Below are 22,932 nucleotides of genomic sequence, written 5' to 3'. Positions count from 1 at the left end.
CTGCGGGGCGGCGCTCCAGAGGCCATCAGCATGTACGACATCATCATCAGAGCGGGACGCCAGGGAGATGGCCAGCTCATCGACATCGCCATCCAGGACGGCAAGATAGCGGCGCTAGGCACGCTGCCAGAGACCGCCGAGGCGAAGCAAACCCTCACTCTGGCCGGGCAGGTTCATGTGAGCGCCGGCTGGATTGACGGCCACACCCACTGCTACCCCGCCTCCCCCATCTATCAGGATGAGCCGGACAAGGTGGGCGTCGAGTCCGGTATCACCACCGTCATCGATGCGGGCAGCACGGGAGCCGACGATGTGGACGACTTCCAGCGCCTCGCCGCTGGCTGCAAGACCCGGGTCCACGCCCTGCTCAACATCTCCCGCATCGGCCTGCTGCGCCAGAACGAGCTGGCCGACAGCCGGGACCTCGATATGGATCTCGCCTCGGCGGCCATTCGCCGCCACCCCTCCTTCATCGTCGGCATCAAGGCGCGGATGAGCGGCAGCGTGGTGGGCGAGAACGGCCTGCAGCCCCTGCGCATGGCCAAGCAGATCCAGCGGGAAAATGGCCAGCTGCCGCTCATGGTGCACGTGGGCAACACGCCGCCGGATCTCGACGAGATAGTCGCCCTGCTGGGAGATGGCGATCTGCTGACCCACTGCTTCAACGGCAAGCCCAACCGCATCCTGACCCCGGCAGGCGAACTGCGCCTGGCGGTACGCGAGGCGATGAAGCGGGGGCTCTTGCTCGACATAGGCCACGGCGGCGCCAGCTTCAGCTTCGAGGTGGCGGAGGCCGCCATCCGGCAAGGGATACTGCCTCACACCATCAGCTCGGATATCTACTGCAAGAACCGCATCAAGGGCCCCGTCTACAGCCTGGCCCACGTGATGTCGAAGTTTCTCGCCATCGGCATGACCCTGGAGCAGGTGCTTGCCTGCGTCACCCACCAGGCCGCCGACGCCCTGCGCCTGCCAGGCAAGGGTCGACTCGAGGTGGGCGCAGATGCCGATCTGACCCTGTTCGAGGTGAGCAGCGGCCCCACTCTCTTTACCGATACCGAAGCCGGTGCCCGCAGCGGCGACCGGCAACTGCACCCCCTCGCCGCCCTGGTCGGCGGTGACCTGGTTCTCACTCAATATGGACAATCCCACCATGCCTTCCGTGTATGAGAAATATCGGCTCAAACCCGTGATCAACGCCTCCGGGCGCATGACCATCCTCGGCGTCTCCACCCCTGAGCAGGAGGTGGTCGACGCGGTCAACTTCGGCCTGGGCCACTACTTCGAGGTCAAGGATCTGGTCAACAAGACAGGTGCCTACCTGGCCAATCTGCTCGGCGTGGAAGACGCCGTCGTGGTCTCCTGCGCCAGTGCCGGCATCGCCCAGTCGGTGGCCGCCGTCATAGTGCGCGGCGATCCCTACCGGCTGGAGCAGTTGCATGCCCATGCCCATGCCGTGCCAAGCGAGATAGTGCTGCCCAAGGGTCACAACGTGAACTTCGGCGCGCCGGTCAGCACCATGGTCAATCTGGGGGGCGGCAAGGTGGTGGAAGCAGGCTATGCCAACGAGTGCTCCCCCGCCCAGCTGGCTGCCGTCATCAATGCCAATACCGCCGCCATCCTCTACATCAAGTCCCACCACTGCGTGCAGAAGAGCATTCTGTCGGTGGCCGAGGCGGCCGAGGTGGCCAGAGCCCACGGGCTCCCGCTCATCGTCGATGCGGCGGCGGAAGAGGATCTGCGCCTCTATTACAGCCAGGGTGCCGATCTCGTCATCTACAGCGGCGCCAAGGCCATCGAAGGGCCCACCAGCGGCCTGGTGCTCGGCAAGCGTCAGTATGTGGAGTGGGTCAAGCAGCAGGCCAACGGCATAGGCCGCGCCATGAAGGTGGGCAAGGAGGGGATCCTCGGCCTGACCCACGCCATAGAGCGCTACCTGGAGAAAGAGCAGGAGAGCGGCGCCGCCATGGCCGCCAAGATGGCGTCCTTCATCGAGCGCCTCAACCTGCTGCCCGGCGTCACCGCCCGGGTGGTGTGGGACAGCGCCGGGCGCGATATCGCCCGCACCGACATCGCCTTCGACCACGCTCAGATCGGCATGACCACGGTGCAACTGGTGGCTCGCCTGCAGCAGGGCAATCCGGCCATCTACTGCCGCGGCTACAAGGCCAACGAGGGGCACATCGAGATCGACGTGCGCAGCGTCACCCTGCCCCAGCTCGACCAGATCCATGTCGCCATTGCCAACCTCGTTCAGGAGAACCACTGATGTCTCTTACCCCCAATTACTACCGCGATCGCGTCTGCCTCAATGTATTAGCGGTTTCCAAACAGCATGCCGTCGTCCAAGACCATATCTAATTCAGGAGGATCACTGATGTCCCTTGCTCCCAACTACTACCGCGATCGCGTCTGCCTCGATGTATTAGCGGGTTCCAAACAGCATGCCGTCGTCCAAGACCATATCTAATTCAGGAGGATCACTGATGTCCCTTGTTCCCAACTACTACCGTGATCGGGTCTGCCTCAACGTACTGGCAGGTTCCAAACAGAATGCCGTCGACATCTATGAGGCGGCCGAGGGGCACGTGCTGGTCGGCGTGCTCTCGAAAAACTATCCGGATGTGCCCTCCGCCGTCGCCGACATGGGTGAATACGCCAGGCTTATCGACAACGCCCTCTCCATCGGGCTTGGCGCTGGCGATCCCCGCCAGTCCGCCATGGTGGCCGAGCTGGCTCGCCAGCTGCAGCCCCAGCACGTCAACCAGGTGTTCACCGGAGTGGGCCCCAGCCGGGCACTGCTCGGCCAGCCTCACACCCTGGTCAACGGCCTTGTCTCTCCCACCGGCACGCCGGGGATGGTGAAGATCTCCACCGGCCCCCTGAGTAGCCAGCAGCCGGACGGGATTGTGCCCATCGACACCGCCATCGCCCTGCTCAAGGACATGGGGGGCAGCTCGGTCAAGTTCTTCCCCATGGGAGGCCTGGCCTGCCGCGACGAGTATCGGGCGGTGGCCGAGGCCTGTGCCCGTCACGGCTTCTGGCTGGAGCCCACCGGCGGCATCGATCTCGACAACTTCGAGGAGATAGTGCGCATCGCGCTGGAGGCCGGGGTCGAGAAGGTGATCCCCCACGTCTACAGCTCCATCATCGACAGCGAGAGCGGCCAGACCCGCCCCGAGGACGTGCGCACCCTGCTCGCCACGGTGAAGACGCTGCTGGCATAACGACACCCGCAGGCACCGGTCCGATCACTGGCCGGTGTCTGGCTTGTTGATGACCCCCTTGTTAACATCGACCCTTTATTTCGCAACAGGAGTCTTGCCTCACCCCATGATCAAGCTGCCCCACCCCAGGCTCCATCAACTGCTGACCCAGCTCCATGCCGAGCCGCTGCCCCAGGAGGAGCTGGCCCGTCGCCTCAATGTCTCCACCCGCACAGTGCGCACCGACGTGGCGACCCTCAACGAACTGATCGCCACCCAGGGCGCCCACCTGATCCACCAGCGCGGCACCGGCTATCAGCTCAAGATTTACAATCAGGGGCTGTTTGATGCGCTGCTGGCGGCACAGGAGCAGGAGAGCAGCCTGCCGCGCACCAGTCGCGAGCGGGTGCTGCATCTGCAGATCCTGCTGCTGACGGCGGAGCAGGGGATCAAGCTCGATGAGCTGGCGGATACCTGGTATCTGAGCCGGGCGGCCCTGCAGGGAGACATGGCACAGGTGAGGGAGCGGCTCGCCCACTTCGGGCTCACCATAGAGAGCAAGCCACGGCTGGGCATGCGCATCCAGGGGAGCGAGACGGCGATCCGTGCCTGCCTGACCCAGCTGCTGTGTCAGGAGCTGCTGAACAACCAGCCGCTGCAGAGCCTGCTGCCCACACTCTGCCCCAGCAAGACCCTGGAAGTGGTGGGCAACCATATTCACGATCAGCTCGGCCGCCATCAGTTGCGCCTCGCCGACGAGAGCCTGCAACAGCTCGCCATCTATTGTGCCGTCGCCCTGCTGCGTCAGGCGGCGGGCCACGAGCTGCGCGAGTTTGCCAGCGACGACATCACCCAGACCCTGGCCGCGGTGGCCCGCGACATCTATGGCGAGCTGCCGACCCTGACTCCGCCGGGGGAGGAGGAGATCGCCTGCCTCGCCATCCAGATCCAAGCCCGCCTCACTGCCGATACCCCCCAGCTCAGCCCGGCCATGGCCGCCGAGAGCGAGCAGCTGGTGGAGCATCTGCTGACCTACATCCACCAGCACTACCCCTATGATCTGCGCGCCGACCCTCAGTTGCGGGCCGACCTGCAGACCCACATCAGCGCCATGCTGCTGCGGGTCAAATACCAGATAGGCAGCCACAACCCGCTGGCGGACCACATCAAGCAGTACTATCCCCTCGCCTACGACATCACCCTGGCCGCCATCTCGGAGTGGATAAGGCAGACCCCCTACCGGCTGACCCATCACGAGATAGGCTATCTGGTGATCCATATCGGGGTCGGCCTGGAGCGCCACCATGACATCGGCTACACCCGTCGTCCCCAGGCCATGCTCCTGTGCGATGCGGGCAACGCCACCTTCCGGGTACTGGAGGCGCGCATCCGGCGGGAGTACCCCCAGCTGCAGCTGACCAGCCTGGAGTCGGTACGGGATTACGAGGGACTGGTGCACATCGCGCAGGACTTTGTCATCAGCACCGTCAAGGTGAGCGAGAAGAACGCCCCCGTGGTGCAGGTCGCCCCCTTCCCGACCCAATACCAGCTGGAGCAGCTCGGCAAGCTGGTGCTGATCGACCGCACCCGCCCCTACCTGCTGGACAAGTACTTCGATGCCGATCACTTCATGGTGGTCACAGAGCCGCTCAGCCAGGCGCAGCTGTTTGGCCTCATCTGTGACCAGCTGGAGTCCGAGCAGCTGGTAGAGCCGGGCTTCAGGGGGTCGTTGCACGAGCGGGAGCGCATCGTCTCCACCATGCTGGGAGAGGGCATAGCCCTGCCCCACTCCCTCGGCCTGCTGGCCCGCCGCACCCTGGTCTATACCGTGCTGGCCCCTCAGGGGATCGACTGGGGCAATGGCGAGACCGCCACCCTCGTCTTCGTGCTCGCCATCAGCAAGGCGGACTACGAGGAGGCGATGGGGCTCTACGATCTGTTTCTGGCGCTGATGAACGAAAAAGCCAGCAGGAATCTGCTGGCTTGTCGGGACTTTTACGACTTCAAGGCGCTGGCGCGCGCCGGCTCATGACGGCAGAGGAGGCGTCGCTCACTCCTCGTTGAAGCCCGAGGTGAACAGCGCCACCACGGCGGCCAGGGCCTCCACCTCTTCGGGGCCCTCCACCTGCACCTCCACCTGCTTGCCCTGGGCGGAGTCCAGCATCAGCAGGCCGATCACGCTGTCCGCATCGGCCTCGATACCGTCCTCGTTGCGCAGCAGCACATGGGCATCGAACCCCTGCACCAGCTCGAACAGCATCATGGCCGGTCTGGCATGGATTCCCAGCTTGTTTTTGACTTCTACCGAGGCGGAAACTGTCATCTGAACATCCTGTGGGTCTGTCAGGCTTGGGTGGAGCGCTTGTCCAGCGTGCGGTGACGGATCTGCACGTTCTTGCCAAGCAGTCGGAAGGTGCTGGCCAGCCGCTCGGCGATGAACACTGAACGGTGCTGTCCGCCGGTACAACCTATGCCGACGGTCACATAGCTGCGATTGTTGCGCTCCAGGTGGGGCAACCAGGTCACCAGCATGTTCTCTATCTGCTGGATGAACAGCATCACGTCCGCCTGGGCCGAGAGGTAGTTGGCCACGGGCTCATCCTGACCGGTAAACGGCTTGAGCTCCGGGATCCAGTGGGGGTTGGGCAGGAAACGGGCATCGAACACGAAGTCCGCATCCTTGGGAATGCCGTATTTGAAGCCGAACGACTCGAACACCAGCACCAGCTCGTTCTCTTTCTTGCCGAGCACCCGGGTCTTGATGAGCTCGCTGAGGTCATGAATGCTGAGGTTGGTGGTATCGATGCGCAGATCGGCGGTCGAGGAGAGGGGCGCCAGCAGGTGGGTCTCTTCCCGGATCGCCTCATCCAGCGACAGCTGTTTGCGGGACAGGGGGTGCAGCCGGCGGCTCTCGCCATAGCGCTTGAGCAGGGTCCCGTTGTCTGCATCGAAGAAGAAGCTGGAGAACTCCACCCGCCCCTCGTTGCGCACCTGGGTCAGCAGGTTGTCCAGCTTGTCTGGCTGGGTCGGCAGGTTGCGCACGTCTATGCTGACCGCCAGCTTGTCATACTGGCTCTCCACCGAGACGATCAGCTGGGGCAGCAGGTTGACCGGCAGGTTATCCACGCAGTAGTAACCCAGATCCTCCAGCACCCTCAGGGCCACCGTCTTGCCGGAGCCCGAACGACCGCTTACCACTATTAACTGCATCTTGTCCCCTCACGCCAACGTGGCGGTGTCAGACCCGGCATCAGGCCGAGGTCATGATCTGATAGAGTTCTTCGTCGCTGGTCGCCTGGCGCAACTGGCGGCAGACGGCCTTGTCACCCAGCTTGGATGCCATCAGGGAAAGGGTCTTGAGATGCTGCTTGCACTCGCTTTCCGGCACCAGCAATGCAAAGAGCAGGTCAACCGGTTGATTGTCGATAGAATCGAAAGGGATAGGTTCGGAGAAGGTCATCAGCACGGCGGTCGGCGCAAAGGCGTCGTCGATCCGGCCATGGGGAATGGCGATACCGGCACCGATCCCGGTACTGCCCATCTTTTCCCGCGCCAGCAGGCTTTCAAACAGCACCTGGCGGGACGCGCCGAGGCGCTCTGCGGCCAGCTCACTGATGATCTCGAGGGCGCGTTTCTTGCTGGTACAAGGGACCGCACTCTTGGTGCAGTCCCGACTCAGTATCTGTTCAAGTTGCATAGTTATTTTTGATTTAACTTATCTTTGTGCTTGATGATCTGCCGATCCAGTTTATCCAGCAGGGTATCAATCGCCGCATACATGTCGGCATGCTGCGAATTGGCGAACACCTCTCCCCCGCTGACGTGCAGCTTGGCTTCGGCGATCTGGTTCAGTTTTTCGACGCTCAACACCACATGTACGTTGTTGATATGGTCAAAGTGACGCTCGAGTTTGGCAAATTTGTTATTCACATAATCACGCAGAGCTTCGGTAATCTCGACATGGTGTCCGGTCAGGTTAATTTGCATAACGTCTTCCTTTTGTTTGCCTAAACCAGGCGTTTGCGCTGATTGGATGGCGGGATCAACAAGGATTCACGGTACTTTGCGATCGTGCGTCTCGCCACCATAATACCCTGTTCGGCCAGCAAATCCGCGATCTTGCTATCACTAAGCGGTTTGGCCGGGTTTTCGGCCGTCACCAGCTTCTTGATCAGGGCGCGAATTGCGGTCGATGAGCACTCTCCTCCTCCCTCCGTATTGACATGACTGGAGAAAAAAAACTTCAGTTCAAAGATGCCACGGGGCGTATGCATGTACTTCTGGGTCGTCACCCGTGAAATCGTCGACTCGTGCATTTCCACCGCCTCGGCGATGTCGTTGAGTACCATGGGCTTCATGGCCTCTTCACCGTATTCGAAAAAGCCCTGCTGCTGCTCGACGATGCAGCTGGCCACCTTGAGCAGGGTGTCGTTGCGACTCTCCAGACTCTTGATGAACCACTTGGCCTCCTGCAAATGGGAGCGAATGAACTGGGTATCCGTGCTGCTGCGGGCATTGCGTGCCATGGCCGCATAGGCCTCGTTGACACGGATGCGCGGCGCCGAATCCGGGTTGAGCTCAACCACCCACTTCGTCCCCTTCTTGACCACGGAGACATCCGGGATCACGTATTGCGATTCACTCTGGATGATGCCATTGCCTGGTCTGGGCTCCAGTTGCTGGATGAGATCCAGCACCTCCTTGAGATCGCTCTCCTTGAGCCGGGTCTTGCGCGCCAGGGTGCGATAGTCGCGGTTGCCGAGCAGGTCCATGTGCTCGCGGATCACCTCCCTTGCCTCATTGAGCCAGGGCAGATCCGGCGAGTACTGACCAAGCTGGATAAGCAGACACTCCTGCACCGAGCGCGCGGCTATGCCGACCGGATCGAAATGCTGCACCCGCTTGAGCACGGCTTCCACTTCATCCAGTTCAACTTCTACCTCTTCACTGCTGACTGCAGCCTGAATATCTTCGAGAGAAGCGGTCAGGTAGCCGGACTCATCGATGGCGTCGATGATGGCGAGGGCGATAGCGGCATCCAGATCGCTGAACGGCGTCAGTCGCATCTGCCACAGCAGATAGTCCTGCAGGTTCTCGGTGGTTTCCCCCTGATAGACGCTGTCTTCCCCGTCATGAATGGGGCCGGCGCTCTGGGCAGTCCCGGCGGAGTAGACCTCATCCCAGGTGGTGTCCACCGGCAGTTCATCCGGCATGCTGTCCTGCGCCATGGCGTCGCTGGAGTCGAGTTGACTGGCGTCCTGGGGCTCTATCGGGCTGGTTTCCTGCGCCTCATTCTCCTCCTGCTCCAGCAAGGGGTTATTATCGAGCGCTTGCTGAATTTCCTGCTGGAGTTCCAGAGTGGAGAGCTGGAGCAGACGAATCGCTTGTTGTAATTGTGGCGTCATGGTCAGGGACTGACCGAGACGCAACTGTAATGTCGGCTTCATCTACGTCGGGATATCCTTATGTTCAGCGAGGCAGTCACCTAACAAAAATGAGGGGTGCCCCCTTACTATAGACTGAATTGATCGCCCAAATAGACGCGCTTGACCTGCTCATCGGCGAGGATGTCGGCCGGTGCGCCCTCGGCAATCATCTTGCCGTGGCTGACGATGTAGGCCTTCTCGCACACATCCAGCGTCTCTCTGACGTTGTGGTCCGTGATCAGCACGCCCAGCCCTCTTTCCTTCAGATGTTGGATGATCTTCTTGATGTCTATGACCGAAATGGGATCAACACCTGCAAAGGGTTCATCCAACAGGATGAATCGCGGCTCTGCCGCCAGCGCCCGGGCAATCTCGACCCGGCGTCGCTCCCCGCCAGACAGGCTCTGACCCAGGCTGTCGCGAATATGGGTGATGTTGAACTCTTCCAGCAACTGCTCGACCTTATCCTCACGCTCCTCGCGGCTCAACCCCTTGCGGGTCTGCATGACCCCCATCAGGTTGTCGAACACCGACAGGCGCCGGAAGATGGAGGCCTCCTGGGGCAGATAGCCGATGCCATTGCGGGCGCGGATATGCATGGGCTGCAGGCTGATGTCCTGCTCGTCGATGGTGATGAGACCCGCATCCCGCTGCACCAGGCCCACGATCATGTAGAAGGAGGTGGTCTTGCCAGCACCATTCGGGCCAAGCAGCCCCACTATCTGGCCGGTGCCCACTTCCAGGCTCACGTCGCTGACCACCATGCGGCGCTTGTAGCTCTTCTGCAAACCCGTTGCTTTTAACACTGCCATGGCTTCTGTTTCCTACTTCTTCTGATCGGCGGGTTTGTCGAAGTTTTCTACCTGATCCGGCAGGAACACCGTCTTGACGCGCTGGGTGGGCCCCTTGCTCTCGGCGATCATCTTCTGTTTGACGATGTCGTAGCGGATGAGGTCGCCGGTGACCTGGCTGTCTTCCTGCTTGAGCTGACCGTTGCCCGTGATGGTGACCAGACGGTTCTTCAGCTCGTAGCGAATGCTGTTGCCGTGGGCATTGACCGGCTTGCCGTTGTCCAGGATCTGGAAGAAGGTGGCAGGATTGCCATAGGCGGTCATCACCTCTGCGCCCTTGTCGCCGGAGCGGATCACCACCACCTTGTCGGCCTTAATCTTGATGGTGCCCTGGGTGATGATCACGTCTTCGCTGAAGGTGATGCGGTTGTCCTGCATCTCGGCCACTTGCTTGACCGCATCCACATAGACCTTCTCGGCAAAGTCGGACTCTTTGGCGCTCACTGTACTGCACAGCAGCAAGGCCGCGAGGGCCAGATTAACGTTTTTCATTGAAATAAGTGGCATGGCCTTTATCCAGTAATTCGAAATATTTACGATCCAGATGGCCCTTCAGGCCAACGCCCTCGGTCTGGAATTCCTGACCCACTATGCTGATGTGCTGGTTGCTTCTCACGTCCTGGGTCACCAGATCCAGCTCCAGATAGGGGGTGTCCAGCGTGGAGATGAAAGACGCCGGCAGCAGGCCGTCCAGATGGACCTTGTCACGCAGGATCACGTTGTCATCCGTGTTGAGCACCCCGGTTTCGGCCGTGACCTTCCACTCGGCCTCCCCCTGCTCATCGAACATGTAGACCACCGGCTTGTCGAAGGTGGCCTGCTCGAGTATCTGGTAATACTCCGCATATTCGGACTCCAACCGCTCGGTCCGCTTGCCCTGCTCGTTGAAGCGGGTCGTGACCAGGTTCTTGGCGGTGAAGTCCGGTTGATAGTTCTCTACCTTGGCAGCCGGTTCGGGCGCCAGCTCGATCTCGCCGAGCTGCCAGGCGGCCAGCGCCGCCAGAAACAGCAGGCCGAACAGAAACGTCTGCTTGTTCATACCGAAGCCTCGGGTTGGTAATCGCCCAGGCCCTGCGCCTGCAGGATGAGATCGCACACCTCGCGCACCGCGCCCACTCCGCCCCCGAGGCGGGTCACCAGATCGGCACGAGCCAGCACCAGCGGATGGGCATCCGCCACCGCTATGCCGAGGCCGCAGGCCTGCATCACCGGCAGATCTATGGTGTCGTCCCCCATGTAGGCGGCTTGCGACGCTTCCAGACCAAGCTTGGTCAGCAGTGCCTCGAAGTGGGGCAGCTTCTGATCCGCCCCCTGCACCAGGTGCTGCACCCCCAGGCCCCTCATCCGATCGCTGACGATACGGGAGTTGCGCCCTGTGATGATGGCGATCTCGATGCCGGCGTTGAGCAGGGCACGCATGCCAGCACCGTCACGGGTGCAGAAGGTTTTCAGCTCTTCACCCTGGTTGCCCATATAGATGAAGCCATTGGAGAGCACCCCATCCACGTCACACACCAGCAGGCGGATCTGCGCCGCCTTCTCGTACTGGCTGCGCGTCACCGGACCATAGAGGGTCGGTACGTCTTGCATCAAATCACCCCGGCTCTCAGCAGGTCGTGCATGTTGAAGGCGCCAAGTGGTCGCCGTTCTTCATCCACCACCAGCAATCCGTTAATCTTTCTGGTTTCCATCAGTTTGACGGCCTCGGCCGCCATCATCTCAGGCCCTACGGTAACACAGTTGGCCGTCATTACGCGGCTGATCGGGGTGTGGTGAATATCCACCTGCAGATCTAGGATCCGGCGCAGGTCACCGTCGGTGAACAGACCGGCCAGCAGCCCCTGCCCATCCACCACAGCCGTCATGCCGAGACCCTTGCGGCTCACTTCCAGCAGCGCCTGGCTGATGGTGGCATCTATCCCCACCCTGGGCAACAGCTCGCCGCTGTGCATCAGATCGCCGACTCGCAGCAGCAGCCGCTTGCCCAGCGACCCGCCCGGGTGCGAGAGCGCGAAGTCATCGGCGGTGAAACCGCGAGCTTCCAGCAGGGCCACGGCAAGCGCGTCCCCCATCACCAGGGTCGCCGTGGTGCTTGAGGTCGGGGCCAGACCCAGCGGGCAGGCCTCTTTCTCCACCTTGATGCACAGGTGCACGTTGGCCTCTTTCGCCATGGTGGAGGCCGGGTTGCCTGTCATGCAGATGAGCGGAATGCCGCGGCGCTTGAGCACCGGCAGCAGGGCCAGGATCTCGTCACTCTCGCCTGAGTTGGAGATGGCGATGATGAGGTCCCCGGCGGAGATCATCCCCAGATCCCCGTGGCTGGCTTCGCCAGGGTGGAGGAAGAAGGCGGGCGTCCCGGTGCTGGCCAGGGTCGCGGCAATCTTGTTGCCGACATGACCCGACTTGCCCATGCCGGTGACAACTATCTTGCCGGCGCAGCGCAGCACCATCTCGCAGGCGCGCTCGAAGGTCTCGTCGAGGTACTGGTAGAGTCCATCAATGGCTTGTTTTTCTATGTCCAGCACCGCACGGGCACTGCGACGGAAATCGAACAATTCAGACACTTTTTCAGGCTTTACAGACATAAAGGCACAGCTCCGGGCCGAAATTTGCTGCGGGATTATAAAAAAGTCTGCCGAGATAAGCGAATCGGATGCGGGACGCTCTGCCGCTGATGCAAGTTGTTACATAAAACTGTCGCGTATTTGGGGGGCAAAGCCGCTCAATAGTTGTTCCTTGCTGTTGCTTAGACCTAGACTAGCCCATAAAATTCGCTCTTCATTTATACCGGATGGACAATTGTTTGAACGATGACCTGATCACCATCTCCGACCTGACCTTCAGTCACGGAGATAGGTTGCTGTACGACAGGATCAACCTGACCATTCCCCGTGGCAAGGTCACCGCCGTCATGGGCCCCAGCGGCATCGGCAAGACCACCTTGCTGCGCCTGATCGGTGGCCAGCTCAAGCCTGAGTCCGGTCATATTCTGTTTGACGGGGAAGACATCCCCACCCTCTCCCGCGGCCGCCTGTATGAGGTGCGCAAGCGGATGAGCATGCTGTTTCAGAGCGGCGCCCTGTTCACCGGCATGACGGTGTTCGACAACGTGGCCTTCCCGCTGCGGGAGCACTCGGGTCTGCCGGAAGCGCTGATCCACACCATCGTCATGATGAAGCTGCAGGCGGTGGGTCTGCGTGGTGCCGCCCGCCTGATGCCCTCCGAGCTCTCCGGCGGCATGGCCCGTCGTGCGGCCCTGGCCAGATCCATCGCGCTGGATCCGGATCTCATCATGTATGACGAGCCCTTCGTCGGCCAGGATCCCATCACCATGGCGGTGCTGGTCAAGCTCATCAAGGAACTCAACGATGCCCTCGGCATCACCTCCGTCATCGTCACCCACGATGTGAAGGAGGTGCTGAGCATCGCCGACTACGCCTACATCATCGCCAACCGCAGGGTGGTGGCGCAGGGCACGCCGGAGCAACTGCGCGAGGAGCACAATCCAGAGGTCGAGCAGTTCCTCAAGGGATTGCCCGATGGTCCTGTTCCGTTTCATTTTCCGGCAGGCGACCTGCTACAGGATCTGTGATGTTCATAAGTCAGATAAGCAAGCTGGGGCGGAGCGGGGTGCGGTTCATCAGCGCCGTCGGCCGCGCCACCATCATGCTGTTTCACGCGCTGGCGGGCAAACCCGAGCCCCGCAAGCACTTCCCCCTGCTGGTACAGCAGCTCTATGTGGTGGGTGTACAATCGGTCGCCATCATACTGGTGTCCGGCCTCTTCATCGGCATGGTGCTCTCCTTGCAGGGTTACAACGTACTGAAGGACTTCGGCGCCGAGCAGAGTCTGGGGCCCCTGGTCTCCCTCTCCCTGCTGCGGGAGCTGGGCCCTGTGGTCACCGCACTGCTGTTTGCCGGTCGTGCGGGTTCGGCTCTCACCGCCGAGATCGGCCTGATGAAGGCCACCGAGCAGCTCTCCAGCCTGGAGATGATGGCAGTGGATCCGCTGCGCCGGGTAGTGGCGCCCCGCTTCTGGGCCGGGGCCATCAGCATGCCGCTGCTGGCCTTCATGTTCAGCCTGATCGGCATCTTCGGCGGCAAACTGGTCGGGGTCGACTGGCTGGGGGTGGATGAGGGCAGCTTCTGGTCTGCCATGCAGGCCTCCGTCGACTGGCAGGACGACATCATGCAAGGGGCCATCAAGAGTGTGATATTCGCGCTGGTGGTGACCTGGATCGCGCTCTTCAATGGCTATGATGCCAAGCCGACCTCGGCCGGGATCAGTCAGGCGACGACCCGTACCGTGGTCCACTCATCCCTGGCCGTGCTCGGTCTGGATTTTATACTCACCGCAGTCATGTTTGGATAAGGGAAAGATGAAGTTCAGCAAAGTAGAATTCCTGGTCGGTGCCTTCATGCTGGCTGGCATCGCAGCCATTCTGGCGTTGGCACTGCAAGTGGCGGGATTGAGTTTCAAACCGGAAGGAGAAACCTATACCCTGCGCGCCCATTTCGATAATATCGGCGGCCTGAAAGTGCGCTCGCCGGTCAAGGTCGGCGGCGTCGTCGTCGGTCGAGTCAGTGACATCACGCTGGATGCCAAGAGCCAGGTGCCCATCGTCTCCCTGCAGATGCAGAAGAGTGCCGGCGAGTTCTCCGAAACCAGTACCCTCTCCATCCTGACCTCGGGTCTGCTGGGCGAGCAGTATGTCGGCCTGGCTCCGGGTTTCACCGATGAAGAGATGGGCACCAGCATGCTCAAGGATGGCGACATGATAGAAGACACCAAGTCCGCCATAGTGCTGGAAGACCTGATTGGCAAGTTCCTGTACAGCCAGTCTTCCCCGGCCACCGATACGCCAGCAACCAAGGAGTAACCATGTTCAAGAAGATCGCCCTGCTGCTGGGTCTGATGACCAGCATGCTGTTTTCCGTCTCCGCCCTGGCGGCGGTCAATGCCTCCGATCCCTATGCCCTGGTGGATCAGGCTGCCCAGCAGACCTTCGCCCGCCTGAAGGCGGACAAGTCCCAGGTCAAGAGCAACCCGGATCACCTGAGGGTGATCATCCGCGAAGAGCTGCTGCCCTATGTGGACAACCGCTTCGCCGCCTACAAGGTGCTCGGCAACCAGATCAAGGAGACCACCCCGGCCCAGCGCGATGCCTTCGTCCAGGTGTTCACCGAGTACATGGTGAGCTCCTACGCCGATGCCCTGGCCCATTTCGACAAGCAGACCGTCAAGGTCCAGCCGGGCAAGGCGCCCGGTGACAGCAACATCACCGCCGTCAACGTCAGCGTGAAAGAGGCCGGCAAGCCGGATATCTTCCTCGAGTTCAAGCTGCGCAAGAACAACAAGACCGGTGAATGGAAGGCCTTCGACATGGTTGCCGAAGGGATCAGCCTGCTCTCTGCCAAGCAGAGCGAGCTCGGTGGCCTCATTCGCCAGAACGGTATAGATGCGGTGATCGCCCAGTTGCGCGAGCACAATGCCAAGCCGCTGGTGCTCAAGTCATGACACTCCAGGGGGAGCTGCAGGCGCCGCAGGTCAACGCCCTGTGGCAACGGCGATCCGAGTGGTGGCAAGATGATGCGCTCGATATGAGCGGGGTCACCACCCTGGATTCCGCCGGCCTGGCCCTGCTGGTCAAGTGGGCCAAAGCCACTCTGGTACGGGGAGGCACGCCGCAACTGGTGGGCGCCTCCACTGATTTCTATACCCTGGCCAACCTTTACGGGGTGGCCAGTCTGTTTCAACCCACCCCGCCCAACACCGAGGACGCATAATGCAAGTCTCTGAAATTGAAGCGATACTCCTTGAGGCTTTGCCATTGTCCGAAGTCCATGTCAAAGGCGACGGCAGTCACTATCAGGTGATTGCGGTCGGCGACATGTTTGACGGCATGAGCCGGGTCAAGAAGCAGCAGGCCATCTATGCCCCGCTGATGGACAAGATCGCCAGCAACGCCATCCACGCCCTCTCCATCAAGGCCTTTACCGATGCCGAATGGAAGCGCGAACGTAAATTTCTACTGCCCTCCTGATTTGGTATCTAAGTAAATGGACAAATTCAAGATCACCGGCCCCTGCACCCTCTCCGGTGAAGTGACCATCTCCGGCGCCAAAAACGCCGCCCTGCCGATCCTGTTCGCCACCCTGCTGTGCGACGAGGAGATCCAGCTCTCGAACGTGCCGCGTCTCAAAGACGTGGGTACCACCCTCAAGCTGCTGGAGATGCTGGGTGCCAGTACCAAGGTCAACGGCAACGTGACCGTACTGACCGGCGCCGTGAACAACCACGTCGCCCCCTACGAGCTGGTGAAGACCATGCGCGCCTCCATACTGGCGCTGGGCCCGCTGGCCGCCCGTTTTGGCGCGGCTGACGTCTCCCTGCCCGGCGGCTGCGCCATCGGTGCCCGCCCGGTCAACCTGCACGTGCACGGCCTCGAGCTGATGGGTGCCAAGATTGCCATCGAGGATGGCTACATCAAGGCCCGTGTCGACGGTCGCCTCAAGGGTGCCCACATCCTGATGGACATGATCTCCGTCACCGGTACCGAGAACCTGATGATGGCCGCTACCCTGGCCGACGGTCGCACCGTGATCGAGAACGCCGCCCGCGAGCCGGAAGTGGTCGATCTCGCCAACTTCCTCAACGCCCTGGGCGCCAAGATCCAGGGTGCGGGTACCGACACCCTGACCATCGACGGGGTCGAGCGTCTGCACGGCGGCAGCTACAGCGTCCAGCCGGATCGCATCGAGACCGGTACCTTCCTGGTGGGCGCCGCCGTCACCGGTGGCAAGATCACCTGCCGCAAGACGGACCCTTCCCTGCTGGAAGCCGTACTGGTCAAGCTGGAAGAGGCCGGTGCGCTGATCGAGAAGGGGGAAGACTGGATCTCCCTCGACATGACGGGCCGCACCCTCAAGCCGGTCACCATCAAGACGGCCCCCTACCCGGCCTTCCCGACCGACATGCAGGCACAGTTCACCGTGCTGAATGCCGTCGCCAAAGGCACCGGCATGGTCACCGAGACCATCTTCGAGAACCGCTTCATGCACGTGCCCGAGCTGGTACGTATGGGCGCGGACATCGAACTGCAAGGTAATGTGGCCATCTGCCGTGACACCGAGCAACTCAAGGGTGCCCAGGTGATGGCAACCGATCTGCGCGCCTCCGCCAGTCTGGTCCTCGCCGGCTTCGTGGCCGAAGGCACCACCATGGTCGAGCGCATCTATCACATCGACCGTGGCTATGAAGACATCGAGCACAAGCTGCAAGGCCTGGGCGGCTGCATAGAGCGCATCAAGGAGTGATCGTCACTCCCTGCCGATGAGCAATAAAAAGGCCCCCTCGCCTGGCGAGGGGGCCTTTTCCATTTCCGGGATCTGGCGATTCAGTGCCCCGCCAGCTTCATCTGCTCGACCAGCACAGAGCCCGTCTTGAGGCTGGATCGCTCGTCCTCGTCGTTCCCCACCGCCACCAGGGTGCTGAACATGTCGGCCAGGTTGCCGGCTATGGTGATCTCCTCAACCGGATAGAGGATCTCGCCATTCTCCACCCAGAAACCGGCTGCGCCGCGGGAGTAGTCACCATTGACGATGTTGACCCCCTGCCCCATCAGCTCGGTCACCAGCAGGCCTGTGCCCATCTCCTTGAGCATGCCCTGGAAGTCCTGGCCGGTATTGGAGACCTGCCAGTTATGGATGCCACCGGCGTGGCCCGTGGTGGTCAGCCCCAGCTTGCGGGCCGAGTAGGAGGTGAGCAGCCAGCTCATCAGCTCGCCATTGCGCACTATGTCCATGTCGCGGGTACGCACCCCTTCGCCGTCGAAGGGGGTACTGGCGAGCCCCCCCAGCAGGTGGGGAAACTCCTGGATGCTGAGCCACTCGGGCAGGATCTGCTTGCCCAGCTTGTCCAGCAGGAAGCTCGACTTGCGATAGAGGTTGCCGCCGCTGATGGCCATCACCAGATGACCCCACAGGCCGGCGGCGGTGTCAGGATGAAACAGCACGGGGGCGTGGCGGGTGCTGATCTTGCGGGCACCCAGACGGGAGACGGTGCGCTCCACCGCCTCGTCGGCGATGCGCTGCGGGGTCCAGAGGCCGGAGAGGGCGCGGCTGGAGGAGTAGCCATAGTCCCGCTGCATGTCCCCATCCTGCTCGCCGATCAGCACGCAGCTCAGGGAGTTGCGCGACGCCGCGTAGCCTTTGACGAAGCCATGGCTGTTGCCATAGACCTTGACCCCCAGATGGCTTGAAAAGCTGGCGCCATCGGAGTGCTTGATGCGGGCATCGCGCCCCAGGGCCAACCGCTCGCACTCGATGGCCAGCTCGATGCCACGTTGGGGATCCAGTTCGATGGAGTGACAGAGTTGCAGATCCGGGGCATCCCAGGCCAGCAGTTCGGCATCCGCCAGGCCGGCATACTCATCGGGGGAGGTGTGGCGGGCAATCTCCATGGCCGCTTCGACGGCGGCGCGAATGGCAGGCTTGCCGAGATCCGTGGTCGAGGAGGATCCCTTGCAGCCATTGCGATAGACGGCGATGCCGAGCGCTCCATCCTTGTTGAACTCGATGCTTTCCAGCTCACAGCCCCGGGTATTCACCGACAGCCCTGTCTGCTTGCTGATGGAGACTTCCGCAAGCCCGGCGCCCAGCCCCCTGGCTATCTCCAGGGCCTCGGCGACCACCGCCTCGAGATGGGCTTGATCCTGGCGAATTTGATCTTGCTGGTCCATAACTCACATCTGTATGAAGGAAGGAAAGGGGCTAAGCATATCAGACCCCTGCGCCCAGCGGGAGAAGCTGGTAACATATCCCCCAACGCGAATGACAGGAATCAGAGACCGATGAGTCAGTATCAAGACGACAACGAATTGGACGATTGGGGTCCCAGCAAGAGCCAGCTCAAGCGCGACGCCGAGGCACTGCAGAAACTGGGGGCCGAGATAGTCTCCCTGAGCCACAGCGAGCTGGAACGGATCCCGCTGGATGAAGAGCTGGCCGAAGCCGTCGAGCTGGGTCGCAAGCTCAAACCCAAGAAGGACGAGTCCTTCCGCCGCCACCTGCAGTTCATCGGCCGCCTGATGCGCAGCCGGGATATAGAGCAGATCGAGGAAGCCCTCTCCATCATCAAGATGCGTCACTCCACCGTGAATGCCCGCCTGCACCGGCTGGAGCAGTGGCGTGAGCGCCTGATCACCGAGGGCGACAGCGCCCTCAACGAGCTGATGTCCCAGTTCCACGAACTGGATCGCCAGAAGCTGCGCCAGCTGATCCGCACCGCCAACAAGGAGCGGGAGCTGAACAAGCCGCCGGTGGCCTATCGCGAGATGTACCAGTACCTGCGCGGCGAGATAGAAGATCTGCTGTGAGTCACGAGGCCGGCGCGGGACACCTGCCGCCGACAGAAACAAAAACGGGGCCAAACTGGCCCCGTTTTTTTATGCACCGTCAGCTGCCTGGCAAGCACTGGGTGTGCGTGCCCGGTTGCAGATAGGGTACCAGCAAGGGCGCCATCCCCTTGAGGACCTGCACCGGCAGTGCAGAGGTGAAGCGGAACTTGTCGGACTGGCTGCCGGGCACATAGGCCGTCAGGGTACCGAAGTGATCATCCCCTATGTAGAAGACAAAGGTCGCGGTCCGGTTGCGCGCCAGCGAGCTGGTGACATTGCCGTAGCGGCCGACCGTCTCGATCCTGTTGTCCCCCGTCCCCGTCTTGCCCCCCAACGACAGCACAGTGCCATCCTGCAAGGCAAAGGCACCGGCGATGCGCCGCGCCGTACCGCCTTCCACCACCTTGGAGAGGGCATTGCGCAGAGCATTGGCCACCTCGACCGGCATCACCCGAACACCCTGGGTGTTGGCCGGCTCGAACGCGGTGGCGAAGGGCGTGTCCTTGGCAAAAGAGAGATGCTCGATCCGCAGGGTCGGTGCCCGCATGCCGCCGTTCTGGATGATCCCCATCAACTCGGCCAAAGCGGCGGGTCTGTCTCCCGAGCTGCCAAGAGCGGTCGCCAGGGAGGGAACCAGGTGATCAAACGGATAGCCCAGGCGTGCCCAGCGCTGATGGATGTCGAGGAAGGCCTCGACCTCCAGCATGGTGCGGATCCGGCTATCCCGGGCGCTGCGATGGCGGGTCTTGAACAGCCAGCTGTAGACCTCCTGACGCTCATCCCGGCTGGCCGCGACCGCATCGGCGAAGGTGGCCTTGTCAAACTCCCTGAGATAGGAGAGCAGCCACAGCTCCAGCGGGTGGACGCGGGCGATATAGCCTTGGTCCGGCAGTGAATACTTGCCAGGACCATAGCTGGTGTAGAGCTGCTCGACTCGCTTGTCGCTCAACTTGTCCCGGGGCAGGCGCTTCGCCAGGAAGGCGGCAAAGTCGGCCTGTGACGCTTCCGGCATCAGGTAACGATGCACGGCCGCGAGGCGCACTGCGCTGGGCTTGAGGCCGTCGAGGAAGGTATCGAGCTGCTCATCCGTGGTCTTGCCGCGATATTTGCGCCAGAAGCGCAGCAGATAGGTCTGGCCCTCCTTGTCGGCAAACTTGGCCAGATACTCGGTACGACGAGGATCCTTGTCATCCTTGAGCAACTGGGCGCGGTTGCCTTCCTTGTAGAGGCTGTAGCGCACTATGTCCCGCATCAGCCGCACGAAGGGCAGGTTGATGGATTCGCGCAAGGCGTCGCGGATAGGCGGAATTCGGCCATTGTCTTCCTTGCGGAAGTTGTTGAAGGTGTGCATGCCGCCGCCGGTGAAGAAGCCCTCATAGGGGCTGGCGGAGTATTTGCGATCCAGCGCCGCCTCCAGCATCACGGGCAGGCTCTTGTCCTTGGCACTCATCAGGTAGGCGATGGCCCAACGGCTGATGTTGTCCTGATCGGAGACCTCTATCTTGCGCAGGCTCTCGGCCGGCATGTTCCCGTAGCTGTCATGCAGCTCGGTCACTATCTCCAGATAGGTGGTCAACACCCGCAGCTTGGCGGTCGAGCCCAGCTCCAGCTTGCTGCCCTCGTTGATGTCGAACGGCTGATCCGTGTTGTCGGTCTGCACCCGCACCTTGACCCCTTCCGGCGTCTTCTCGAACAGGGTGAAGCTGTATTTCACGTCCCCCGTCTTCTCCGGCGAGAGCAGGCGCTCACCAAACAGTCCCACCTGGGCGGCGAATGTGGGGTCCGCCAACTGCTGCAGATAACGGGAGACGTCATTTTGCAGTGGCATGTTGAGGGTCGTATCCGCCGTCAGATCCATGCGGTCCAGATCATAGAGCTGAACCCCGAGCTGGCGACTGAGGCGGGTGCGCGCGACCTGCAACCCCTTGTTGTTATTGACCCGGGTGATCGCCGGCGCCTGCAGGAAGTCGCGGAACGCAAGCTTGGCCTTGAGTGCCGACTCCATCAAGGGCGGCGTGATCATGCCCTCCTGCACGAACAGACGCAGGTAGCTGTCCGTCAGGGTCGACAGCGCCTCCCGTCCCTGGGCCAGATAGTAGGAGGGGCGACGGTGGGCAATCATCAGGGAGACCACCTGGCGCAGCGCCAGCCCCTGCTCGGCCAGGGTGGCGTCCTGATTGCGCGCGGGATCCAGCAGGCGATTCACCTCGTCCACATCGGCACCGAACCAGACCCAGAGACCATCCCCCAGGCCGTGCACCTCGCCATAACCAGGAGCCGCCGAGAGCGGCACCGAGTTGAGATAGGCCCAGGCCACCAGTTTGCGGGCTTCCAGGGTCTCTGGCCCCAATCGATAGGCCCGCACGCTGGCCGAGGCCATCTGGCGGATCTTCTCGGTGGGGGACAGGGTCAGACCATCAGGGGAGTGACGATACTTCTCCACCTGGGTCGCCAGCGTACTGCCCCCGGCGGATTGATCCTGCATGTCCAGCGCCTTGCCCACCTGGGACAGCGCCGCCTTGGCGAAACGGGGCCAGTCTACCGCCGGGTTGGCCAGCGGCTGCTCGTTGCTCAGCAGCTCCCGGTTCTCGATAAACAGCAGCGACTGTATGACCAAAGGGGGAATGGAGTTGAAATCAGGGTAGTAGTGGGTCGGGTACTTGTATTGATAGAAAGGCTCGGCACGGCAGTCGTGCAGCGTCAGCCCCGCCTGCACCTTCTCGGTATAGGGGACGAAGAAGCCATGGCTGGCGTAGTTGTAAAGCGCATCGGAAAAACGCACCTGCTCGCTCACCTGATAGCCGCGCTGGATGAGGCGCTCCTGGATCATGGGCATCAGCACATAACCGAGCCGCTTGTCGAAGGGGCCATCTTCCGGGAAGGTGATCTGCTTGCTGGGACCGGGTTCCAGCTCATACGTCAGCTTGGCGGCATAACGGGAGATCTCCTGCGACTGCAATCGGGAGGTCTTCATTTCATAACCGACCAGGGCGATCACGGCAGCCAGGCAGAGCAAAAAGATGAAACAGAACAACCAGCGCCACCAGGGGCGACGCTTGCGCTGATATTGCCCGTCCGCATGCGGTACGGATGAATCCTGAGATGCCACTTTGTTCGAATCCGTCTGTTTTGATGCGCCCATATAAGCCCCACCATGGTTGCGCAATTTATTGTCTTTCAATCAAGCTTAGTCGTTTCAAGTCAAGGGCTTGAAAACTATTGACCGCTTTGCAGCGATGTTAACAGGGCGATTGTAAAAATGGGAGCCGATTGTTGCAGTGCGGCAAGAGATCCGAGCTGCCGAATGGAAATGAAACACCGGCTGGAAGCCGGTGTTCGGGAATGGCGGTGTGAGCTTACTTGCTGGTACTCATGCCCTTGAGCTTGGTGCTCAGCTCCTTGCGCTCCTTGGAAAGCTCGGCATTCTTGATGATGTGATCATCCACACGCTCTTCGTAATCGGTGCGCATGTTGGCGATGATGGCCTGCACCTCATCGATGCTCATGCCGGGCTTGATATAGTCGCTCAGGTTGTCGAGCAGCAGCACCCGCTTCTGGTTGTCACGGATCTTCTTCTCGTTGTCCGCGATTTCACGCTTGAGCTTGTTCTGACGACGGGACATACGCACATATTCCAACACATCGCTGAAAGTAGACTTGTTTACTTGTTCCATATCGGTACCACTGACTGAAGGTGAATGAAAACGGATGGGGTGCTCTCATACCAGATGGAGATGCAAAGGCATGGTATGGGCAAACCCGGAATGCCCTTTACTCTACCGAGTTATGATGCAGATACAACCCCAATTGCAGGCCCGACGCCGGGTTTCAGCAGGATAGCGTCGCGTGAGGAATCAAATGGAAAACCGGTGTGAGTGGAGAGCCAGGCGCGGCAGCAGACGAAGCCTTCGGTGCCGGAGCTCATGAGCACCAACAGGTGACGAAACTGGTGAACGCAAGGAATAAGCAGACGCGAACTCGGCAGGCGGTGGCTGGTTTTGGGGAAACGTCAGACAATAAAAAACCCCGCTCATTGAGCGGGGTTTCTTGTA

The 22,932-nt window shown here is 61.4% G+C and carries 25 protein-coding genes; 12 read left to right on the top strand and 13 right to left on the bottom strand.

What is annotated here, in order from left to right; genetic code table 11:
* Positions 1 to 30: 30 nt before the first annotated feature.
* The 4 genes from AAHB08_RS18410 (at position 31) to AAHB08_RS18385 (ending at position 5,238) form a co-directional block, all read left to right on the top strand.
* A complete protein-coding gene (locus AAHB08_RS18410; RefSeq protein ID WP_342059725.1) occupies positions 31 to 1,170 on the top strand; it encodes an amidohydrolase/deacetylase family metallohydrolase in 1,140 nt (379 codons plus the stop codon).
* Entirely contained in the window at positions 1,154 to 2,269 is a 1,116-nt protein-coding gene (locus tag AAHB08_RS18405) for a DgaE family pyridoxal phosphate-dependent ammonia lyase (RefSeq protein ID WP_342059724.1), read from the top strand. The genes AAHB08_RS18410 and AAHB08_RS18405 overlap by 17 nt, the downstream gene beginning before the upstream one ends.
* 217 nt (positions 2,270 to 2,486) lie before the next feature.
* The gene (gene dagF / locus AAHB08_RS18390) at positions 2,487 to 3,227 is read left to right on the top strand and encodes a 2-dehydro-3-deoxy-phosphogluconate aldolase (RefSeq protein ID WP_342059723.1); all 741 of its coding nucleotides are present in this window, start codon (positions 2,487 to 2,489) and stop codon (positions 3,225 to 3,227) included.
* Between the two features lie 106 nt (positions 3,228 to 3,333).
* Positions 3,334 to 5,238 (top strand): BglG family transcription antiterminator, encoded by a 1,905-nt coding sequence (locus AAHB08_RS18385; protein ID WP_342059722.1) that lies wholly within the window; start codon positions 3,334 to 3,336, stop codon positions 5,236 to 5,238.
* Between the two features lie 18 nt (positions 5,239 to 5,256).
* Here AAHB08_RS18385 and npr read toward each other — a convergent pair whose 3' ends face one another.
* The 10 genes from npr to AAHB08_RS18335 form a co-directional block, all read right to left on the bottom strand.
* Entirely contained in the window at positions 5,257 to 5,529 is a 273-nt protein-coding gene (gene npr / locus AAHB08_RS18380; protein ID WP_005331359.1) for a PTS phosphocarrier protein NPr, read from the bottom strand.
* A gap of 20 nt (positions 5,530 to 5,549) precedes the next feature.
* Positions 5,550 to 6,416, bottom strand: coding sequence for an RNase adapter RapZ (gene rapZ / locus AAHB08_RS18375; protein ID WP_139438909.1), 867 nt, complete (start codon positions 6,414 to 6,416; stop codon positions 5,550 to 5,552).
* A gap of 40 nt (positions 6,417 to 6,456) precedes the next feature.
* Positions 6,457 to 6,903 (bottom strand): PTS IIA-like nitrogen regulatory protein PtsN, encoded by a 447-nt coding sequence (gene ptsN, locus AAHB08_RS18370; protein WP_342059721.1) that lies wholly within the window; start codon positions 6,901 to 6,903, stop codon positions 6,457 to 6,459.
* A gap of 2 nt (positions 6,904 to 6,905) precedes the next feature.
* The gene (gene hpf, locus AAHB08_RS18365; RefSeq protein ID WP_005305957.1) at positions 6,906 to 7,193 is read right to left on the bottom strand and encodes a ribosome hibernation promoting factor; all 288 of its coding nucleotides are present in this window, start codon (positions 7,191 to 7,193) and stop codon (positions 6,906 to 6,908) included.
* A gap of 20 nt (positions 7,194 to 7,213) precedes the next feature.
* Positions 7,214 to 8,653, bottom strand: a complete 1,440-nt coding sequence (locus tag AAHB08_RS18360; protein WP_139438911.1) for an RNA polymerase factor sigma-54 — start codon at positions 8,651 to 8,653, stop codon at positions 7,214 to 7,216.
* Positions 8,654 to 8,718: 65 nt separating this feature from the next.
* Positions 8,719 to 9,444: an LPS export ABC transporter ATP-binding protein gene (gene lptB, locus AAHB08_RS18355; RefSeq protein WP_010675872.1), complete on the bottom strand. Its 726-nt coding sequence runs from the start codon at positions 9,442 to 9,444 to the stop codon at positions 8,719 to 8,721.
* A 12-nt stretch (positions 9,445 to 9,456) separates the two neighbouring features.
* Complete coding sequence (lptA, locus tag AAHB08_RS18350; protein ID WP_025328531.1) at positions 9,457 to 9,975, bottom strand: lipopolysaccharide transport periplasmic protein LptA; 519 nt, start codon at positions 9,973 to 9,975, stop codon at positions 9,457 to 9,459.
* A complete protein-coding gene (gene lptC, locus AAHB08_RS18345; protein WP_139438913.1) occupies positions 9,962 to 10,522 on the bottom strand; it encodes an LPS export ABC transporter periplasmic protein LptC in 561 nt (186 codons plus the stop codon). The genes lptA and lptC overlap by 14 nt, the downstream gene beginning before the upstream one ends.
* Positions 10,519 to 11,073 (bottom strand): 3-deoxy-manno-octulosonate-8-phosphatase KdsC, encoded by a 555-nt coding sequence (kdsC, locus tag AAHB08_RS18340; protein ID WP_342059720.1) that lies wholly within the window; start codon positions 11,071 to 11,073, stop codon positions 10,519 to 10,521. The genes lptC and kdsC overlap by 4 nt, the downstream gene beginning before the upstream one ends.
* Entirely contained in the window at positions 11,073 to 12,068 is a 996-nt protein-coding gene (locus tag AAHB08_RS18335; protein ID WP_139438917.1) for a KpsF/GutQ family sugar-phosphate isomerase, read from the bottom strand. Before AAHB08_RS18335 ends, kdsC begins: the two co-directional genes overlap by 1 nt.
* 206 nt (positions 12,069 to 12,274) lie before the next feature.
* Here AAHB08_RS18335 and mlaF point away from each other — a divergent pair, with 206 nt between their 5' ends.
* The 7 genes from mlaF to murA are packed head-to-tail and all read left to right on the top strand — an operon-like array spanning position 12,275 to position 16,799.
* Positions 12,275 to 13,075 (top strand): phospholipid ABC transporter ATP-binding protein MlaF, encoded by an 801-nt coding sequence (gene mlaF / locus AAHB08_RS18330; protein ID WP_342059719.1) that lies wholly within the window; start codon positions 12,275 to 12,277, stop codon positions 13,073 to 13,075.
* The gene (gene mlaE, locus AAHB08_RS18325) at positions 13,075 to 13,854 is read left to right on the top strand and encodes a lipid asymmetry maintenance ABC transporter permease subunit MlaE (protein WP_202047363.1); all 780 of its coding nucleotides are present in this window, start codon (positions 13,075 to 13,077) and stop codon (positions 13,852 to 13,854) included. Before mlaF ends, mlaE begins: the two co-directional genes overlap by 1 nt.
* A gap of 7 nt (positions 13,855 to 13,861) precedes the next feature.
* Positions 13,862 to 14,362 (top strand): outer membrane lipid asymmetry maintenance protein MlaD, encoded by a 501-nt coding sequence (mlaD, locus tag AAHB08_RS18320; protein WP_106885624.1) that lies wholly within the window; start codon positions 13,862 to 13,864, stop codon positions 14,360 to 14,362.
* A gap of 2 nt (positions 14,363 to 14,364) precedes the next feature.
* Positions 14,365 to 15,000 (top strand): phospholipid-binding protein MlaC, encoded by a 636-nt coding sequence (mlaC, locus tag AAHB08_RS18315; RefSeq protein ID WP_139438925.1) that lies wholly within the window; start codon positions 14,365 to 14,367, stop codon positions 14,998 to 15,000.
* Positions 14,997 to 15,269 carry an STAS domain-containing protein gene (locus AAHB08_RS18310; RefSeq protein WP_171273116.1) on the top strand — a complete coding sequence of 91 codons (273 nt, stop codon included), beginning with the start codon at positions 14,997 to 14,999 and terminating at the stop codon, positions 15,267 to 15,269. The genes mlaC and AAHB08_RS18310 overlap by 4 nt, the downstream gene beginning before the upstream one ends.
* Positions 15,269 to 15,526 (top strand): BolA family iron metabolism protein IbaG, encoded by a 258-nt coding sequence (ibaG, locus tag AAHB08_RS18305; RefSeq protein ID WP_005306001.1) that lies wholly within the window; start codon positions 15,269 to 15,271, stop codon positions 15,524 to 15,526. Before AAHB08_RS18310 ends, ibaG begins: the two co-directional genes overlap by 1 nt.
* A 16-nt stretch (positions 15,527 to 15,542) precedes the next feature.
* A complete protein-coding gene (gene murA / locus AAHB08_RS18300) occupies positions 15,543 to 16,799 on the top strand; it encodes a UDP-N-acetylglucosamine 1-carboxyvinyltransferase (protein WP_106885623.1) in 1,257 nt (418 codons plus the stop codon).
* 80 nt (positions 16,800 to 16,879) lie between these two features.
* On the opposite strand, the gene pmbA is transcribed toward murA, so the two are convergent.
* Positions 16,880 to 18,223 carry a metalloprotease PmbA gene (pmbA, locus tag AAHB08_RS18295; protein WP_247625372.1) on the bottom strand — a complete coding sequence of 448 codons (1,344 nt, stop codon included), beginning with the start codon at positions 18,221 to 18,223 and terminating at the stop codon, positions 16,880 to 16,882.
* A 111-nt stretch (positions 18,224 to 18,334) separates the two neighbouring features.
* Between pmbA and yjgA the strand changes: the two genes are divergently transcribed.
* Positions 18,335 to 18,859, top strand: a complete 525-nt coding sequence (gene yjgA / locus AAHB08_RS18290; protein ID WP_025328542.1) for a ribosome biogenesis factor YjgA — start codon at positions 18,335 to 18,337, stop codon at positions 18,857 to 18,859.
* Between the two features lie 79 nt (positions 18,860 to 18,938).
* Here yjgA and AAHB08_RS18285 read toward each other — a convergent pair whose 3' ends face one another.
* Together AAHB08_RS18285 and tmaR are read right to left on the bottom strand one after the other, a co-directional pair.
* Complete coding sequence (locus tag AAHB08_RS18285) at positions 18,939 to 22,022, bottom strand: transglycosylase domain-containing protein (protein ID WP_247625371.1); 3,084 nt, start codon at positions 22,020 to 22,022, stop codon at positions 18,939 to 18,941.
* Between the two features lie 214 nt (positions 22,023 to 22,236).
* Complete coding sequence (tmaR, locus tag AAHB08_RS18280; RefSeq protein ID WP_025328544.1) at positions 22,237 to 22,554, bottom strand: PTS system regulator TmaR; 318 nt, start codon at positions 22,552 to 22,554, stop codon at positions 22,237 to 22,239.
* Positions 22,555 to 22,932 lie beyond the last annotated feature (378 nt).

This window comes from Aeromonas sp. OTU364, from assembly GCF_038440395.1.
Classification (GTDB): Bacteria; Pseudomonadota; Gammaproteobacteria; order Enterobacterales; family Aeromonadaceae; genus Aeromonas.
The sequence above is the reverse complement of the archived record's forward strand: the minus strand, read 5'-3'. Positions and strand labels throughout refer to the sequence as shown.

Excerpts from the sequence above, each read along its gene's own strand:
- kdsC (WP_342059720.1), bottom strand. The coding sequence starts at position 11,073 with ATGCAAGACGTACCGACCCTCTATGGTCCGGTGACGCGCAGCCAGTAC.
- mlaC (WP_139438925.1), top strand. The coding sequence starts at position 14,365 with ATGTTCAAGAAGATCGCCCTGCTGCTGGGTCTGATGACCAGCATGCTG.
- rapZ (WP_139438909.1), bottom strand. The coding sequence starts at position 6,416 with ATGCAGTTAATAGTGGTAAGCGGTCGTTCGGGCTCCGGCAAGACGGTG.
- lptC (WP_139438913.1), bottom strand. The coding sequence starts at position 10,522 with ATGAACAAGCAGACGTTTCTGTTCGGCCTGCTGTTTCTGGCGGCGCTG.
- npr (WP_005331359.1), bottom strand. The coding sequence starts at position 5,529 with ATGACAGTTTCCGCCTCGGTAGAAGTCAAAAACAAGCTGGGAATCCAT.
- lptA (WP_025328531.1), bottom strand. The coding sequence starts at position 9,975 with ATGAAAAACGTTAATCTGGCCCTCGCGGCCTTGCTGCTGTGCAGTACA.
- hpf (WP_005305957.1), bottom strand. The coding sequence starts at position 7,193 with ATGCAAATTAACCTGACCGGACACCATGTCGAGATTACCGAAGCTCTG.
- pmbA (WP_247625372.1), bottom strand. The coding sequence starts at position 18,223 with ATGGACCAGCAAGATCAAATTCGCCAGGATCAAGCCCATCTCGAGGCG.
- dagF (WP_342059723.1), top strand. The coding sequence starts at position 2,487 with ATGTCCCTTGTTCCCAACTACTACCGTGATCGGGTCTGCCTCAACGTA.
- murA (WP_106885623.1), top strand. The coding sequence starts at position 15,543 with ATGGACAAATTCAAGATCACCGGCCCCTGCACCCTCTCCGGTGAAGTG.
- ibaG (WP_005306001.1), top strand. The coding sequence starts at position 15,269 with ATGCAAGTCTCTGAAATTGAAGCGATACTCCTTGAGGCTTTGCCATTG.
- AAHB08_RS18360 (WP_139438911.1), bottom strand. The coding sequence starts at position 8,653 with ATGAAGCCGACATTACAGTTGCGTCTCGGTCAGTCCCTGACCATGACG.
- lptB (WP_010675872.1), bottom strand. The coding sequence starts at position 9,444 with ATGGCAGTGTTAAAAGCAACGGGTTTGCAGAAGAGCTACAAGCGCCGC.
- tmaR (WP_025328544.1), bottom strand. The coding sequence starts at position 22,554 with ATGGAACAAGTAAACAAGTCTACTTTCAGCGATGTGTTGGAATATGTG.
- AAHB08_RS18410 (WP_342059725.1), top strand. The coding sequence starts at position 31 with ATGTACGACATCATCATCAGAGCGGGACGCCAGGGAGATGGCCAGCTC.
- AAHB08_RS18285 (WP_247625371.1), bottom strand. The coding sequence starts at position 22,022 with ATGGGCGCATCAAAACAGACGGATTCGAACAAAGTGGCATCTCAGGAT.
- mlaD (WP_106885624.1), top strand. The coding sequence starts at position 13,862 with ATGAAGTTCAGCAAAGTAGAATTCCTGGTCGGTGCCTTCATGCTGGCT.
- mlaF (WP_342059719.1), top strand. The coding sequence starts at position 12,275 with ATGGACAATTGTTTGAACGATGACCTGATCACCATCTCCGACCTGACC.
- AAHB08_RS18385 (WP_342059722.1), top strand. The coding sequence starts at position 3,334 with ATGATCAAGCTGCCCCACCCCAGGCTCCATCAACTGCTGACCCAGCTC.
- ptsN (WP_342059721.1), bottom strand. The coding sequence starts at position 6,903 with ATGCAACTTGAACAGATACTGAGTCGGGACTGCACCAAGAGTGCGGTC.
- mlaE (WP_202047363.1), top strand. The coding sequence starts at position 13,075 with ATGTTCATAAGTCAGATAAGCAAGCTGGGGCGGAGCGGGGTGCGGTTC.
- AAHB08_RS18405 (WP_342059724.1), top strand. The coding sequence starts at position 1,154 with ATGCCTTCCGTGTATGAGAAATATCGGCTCAAACCCGTGATCAACGCC.
- AAHB08_RS18335 (WP_139438917.1), bottom strand. The coding sequence starts at position 12,068 with ATGTCTGTAAAGCCTGAAAAAGTGTCTGAATTGTTCGATTTCCGTCGC.
- yjgA (WP_025328542.1), top strand. The coding sequence starts at position 18,335 with ATGAGTCAGTATCAAGACGACAACGAATTGGACGATTGGGGTCCCAGC.
- AAHB08_RS18310 (WP_171273116.1), top strand. The coding sequence starts at position 14,997 with ATGACACTCCAGGGGGAGCTGCAGGCGCCGCAGGTCAACGCCCTGTGG.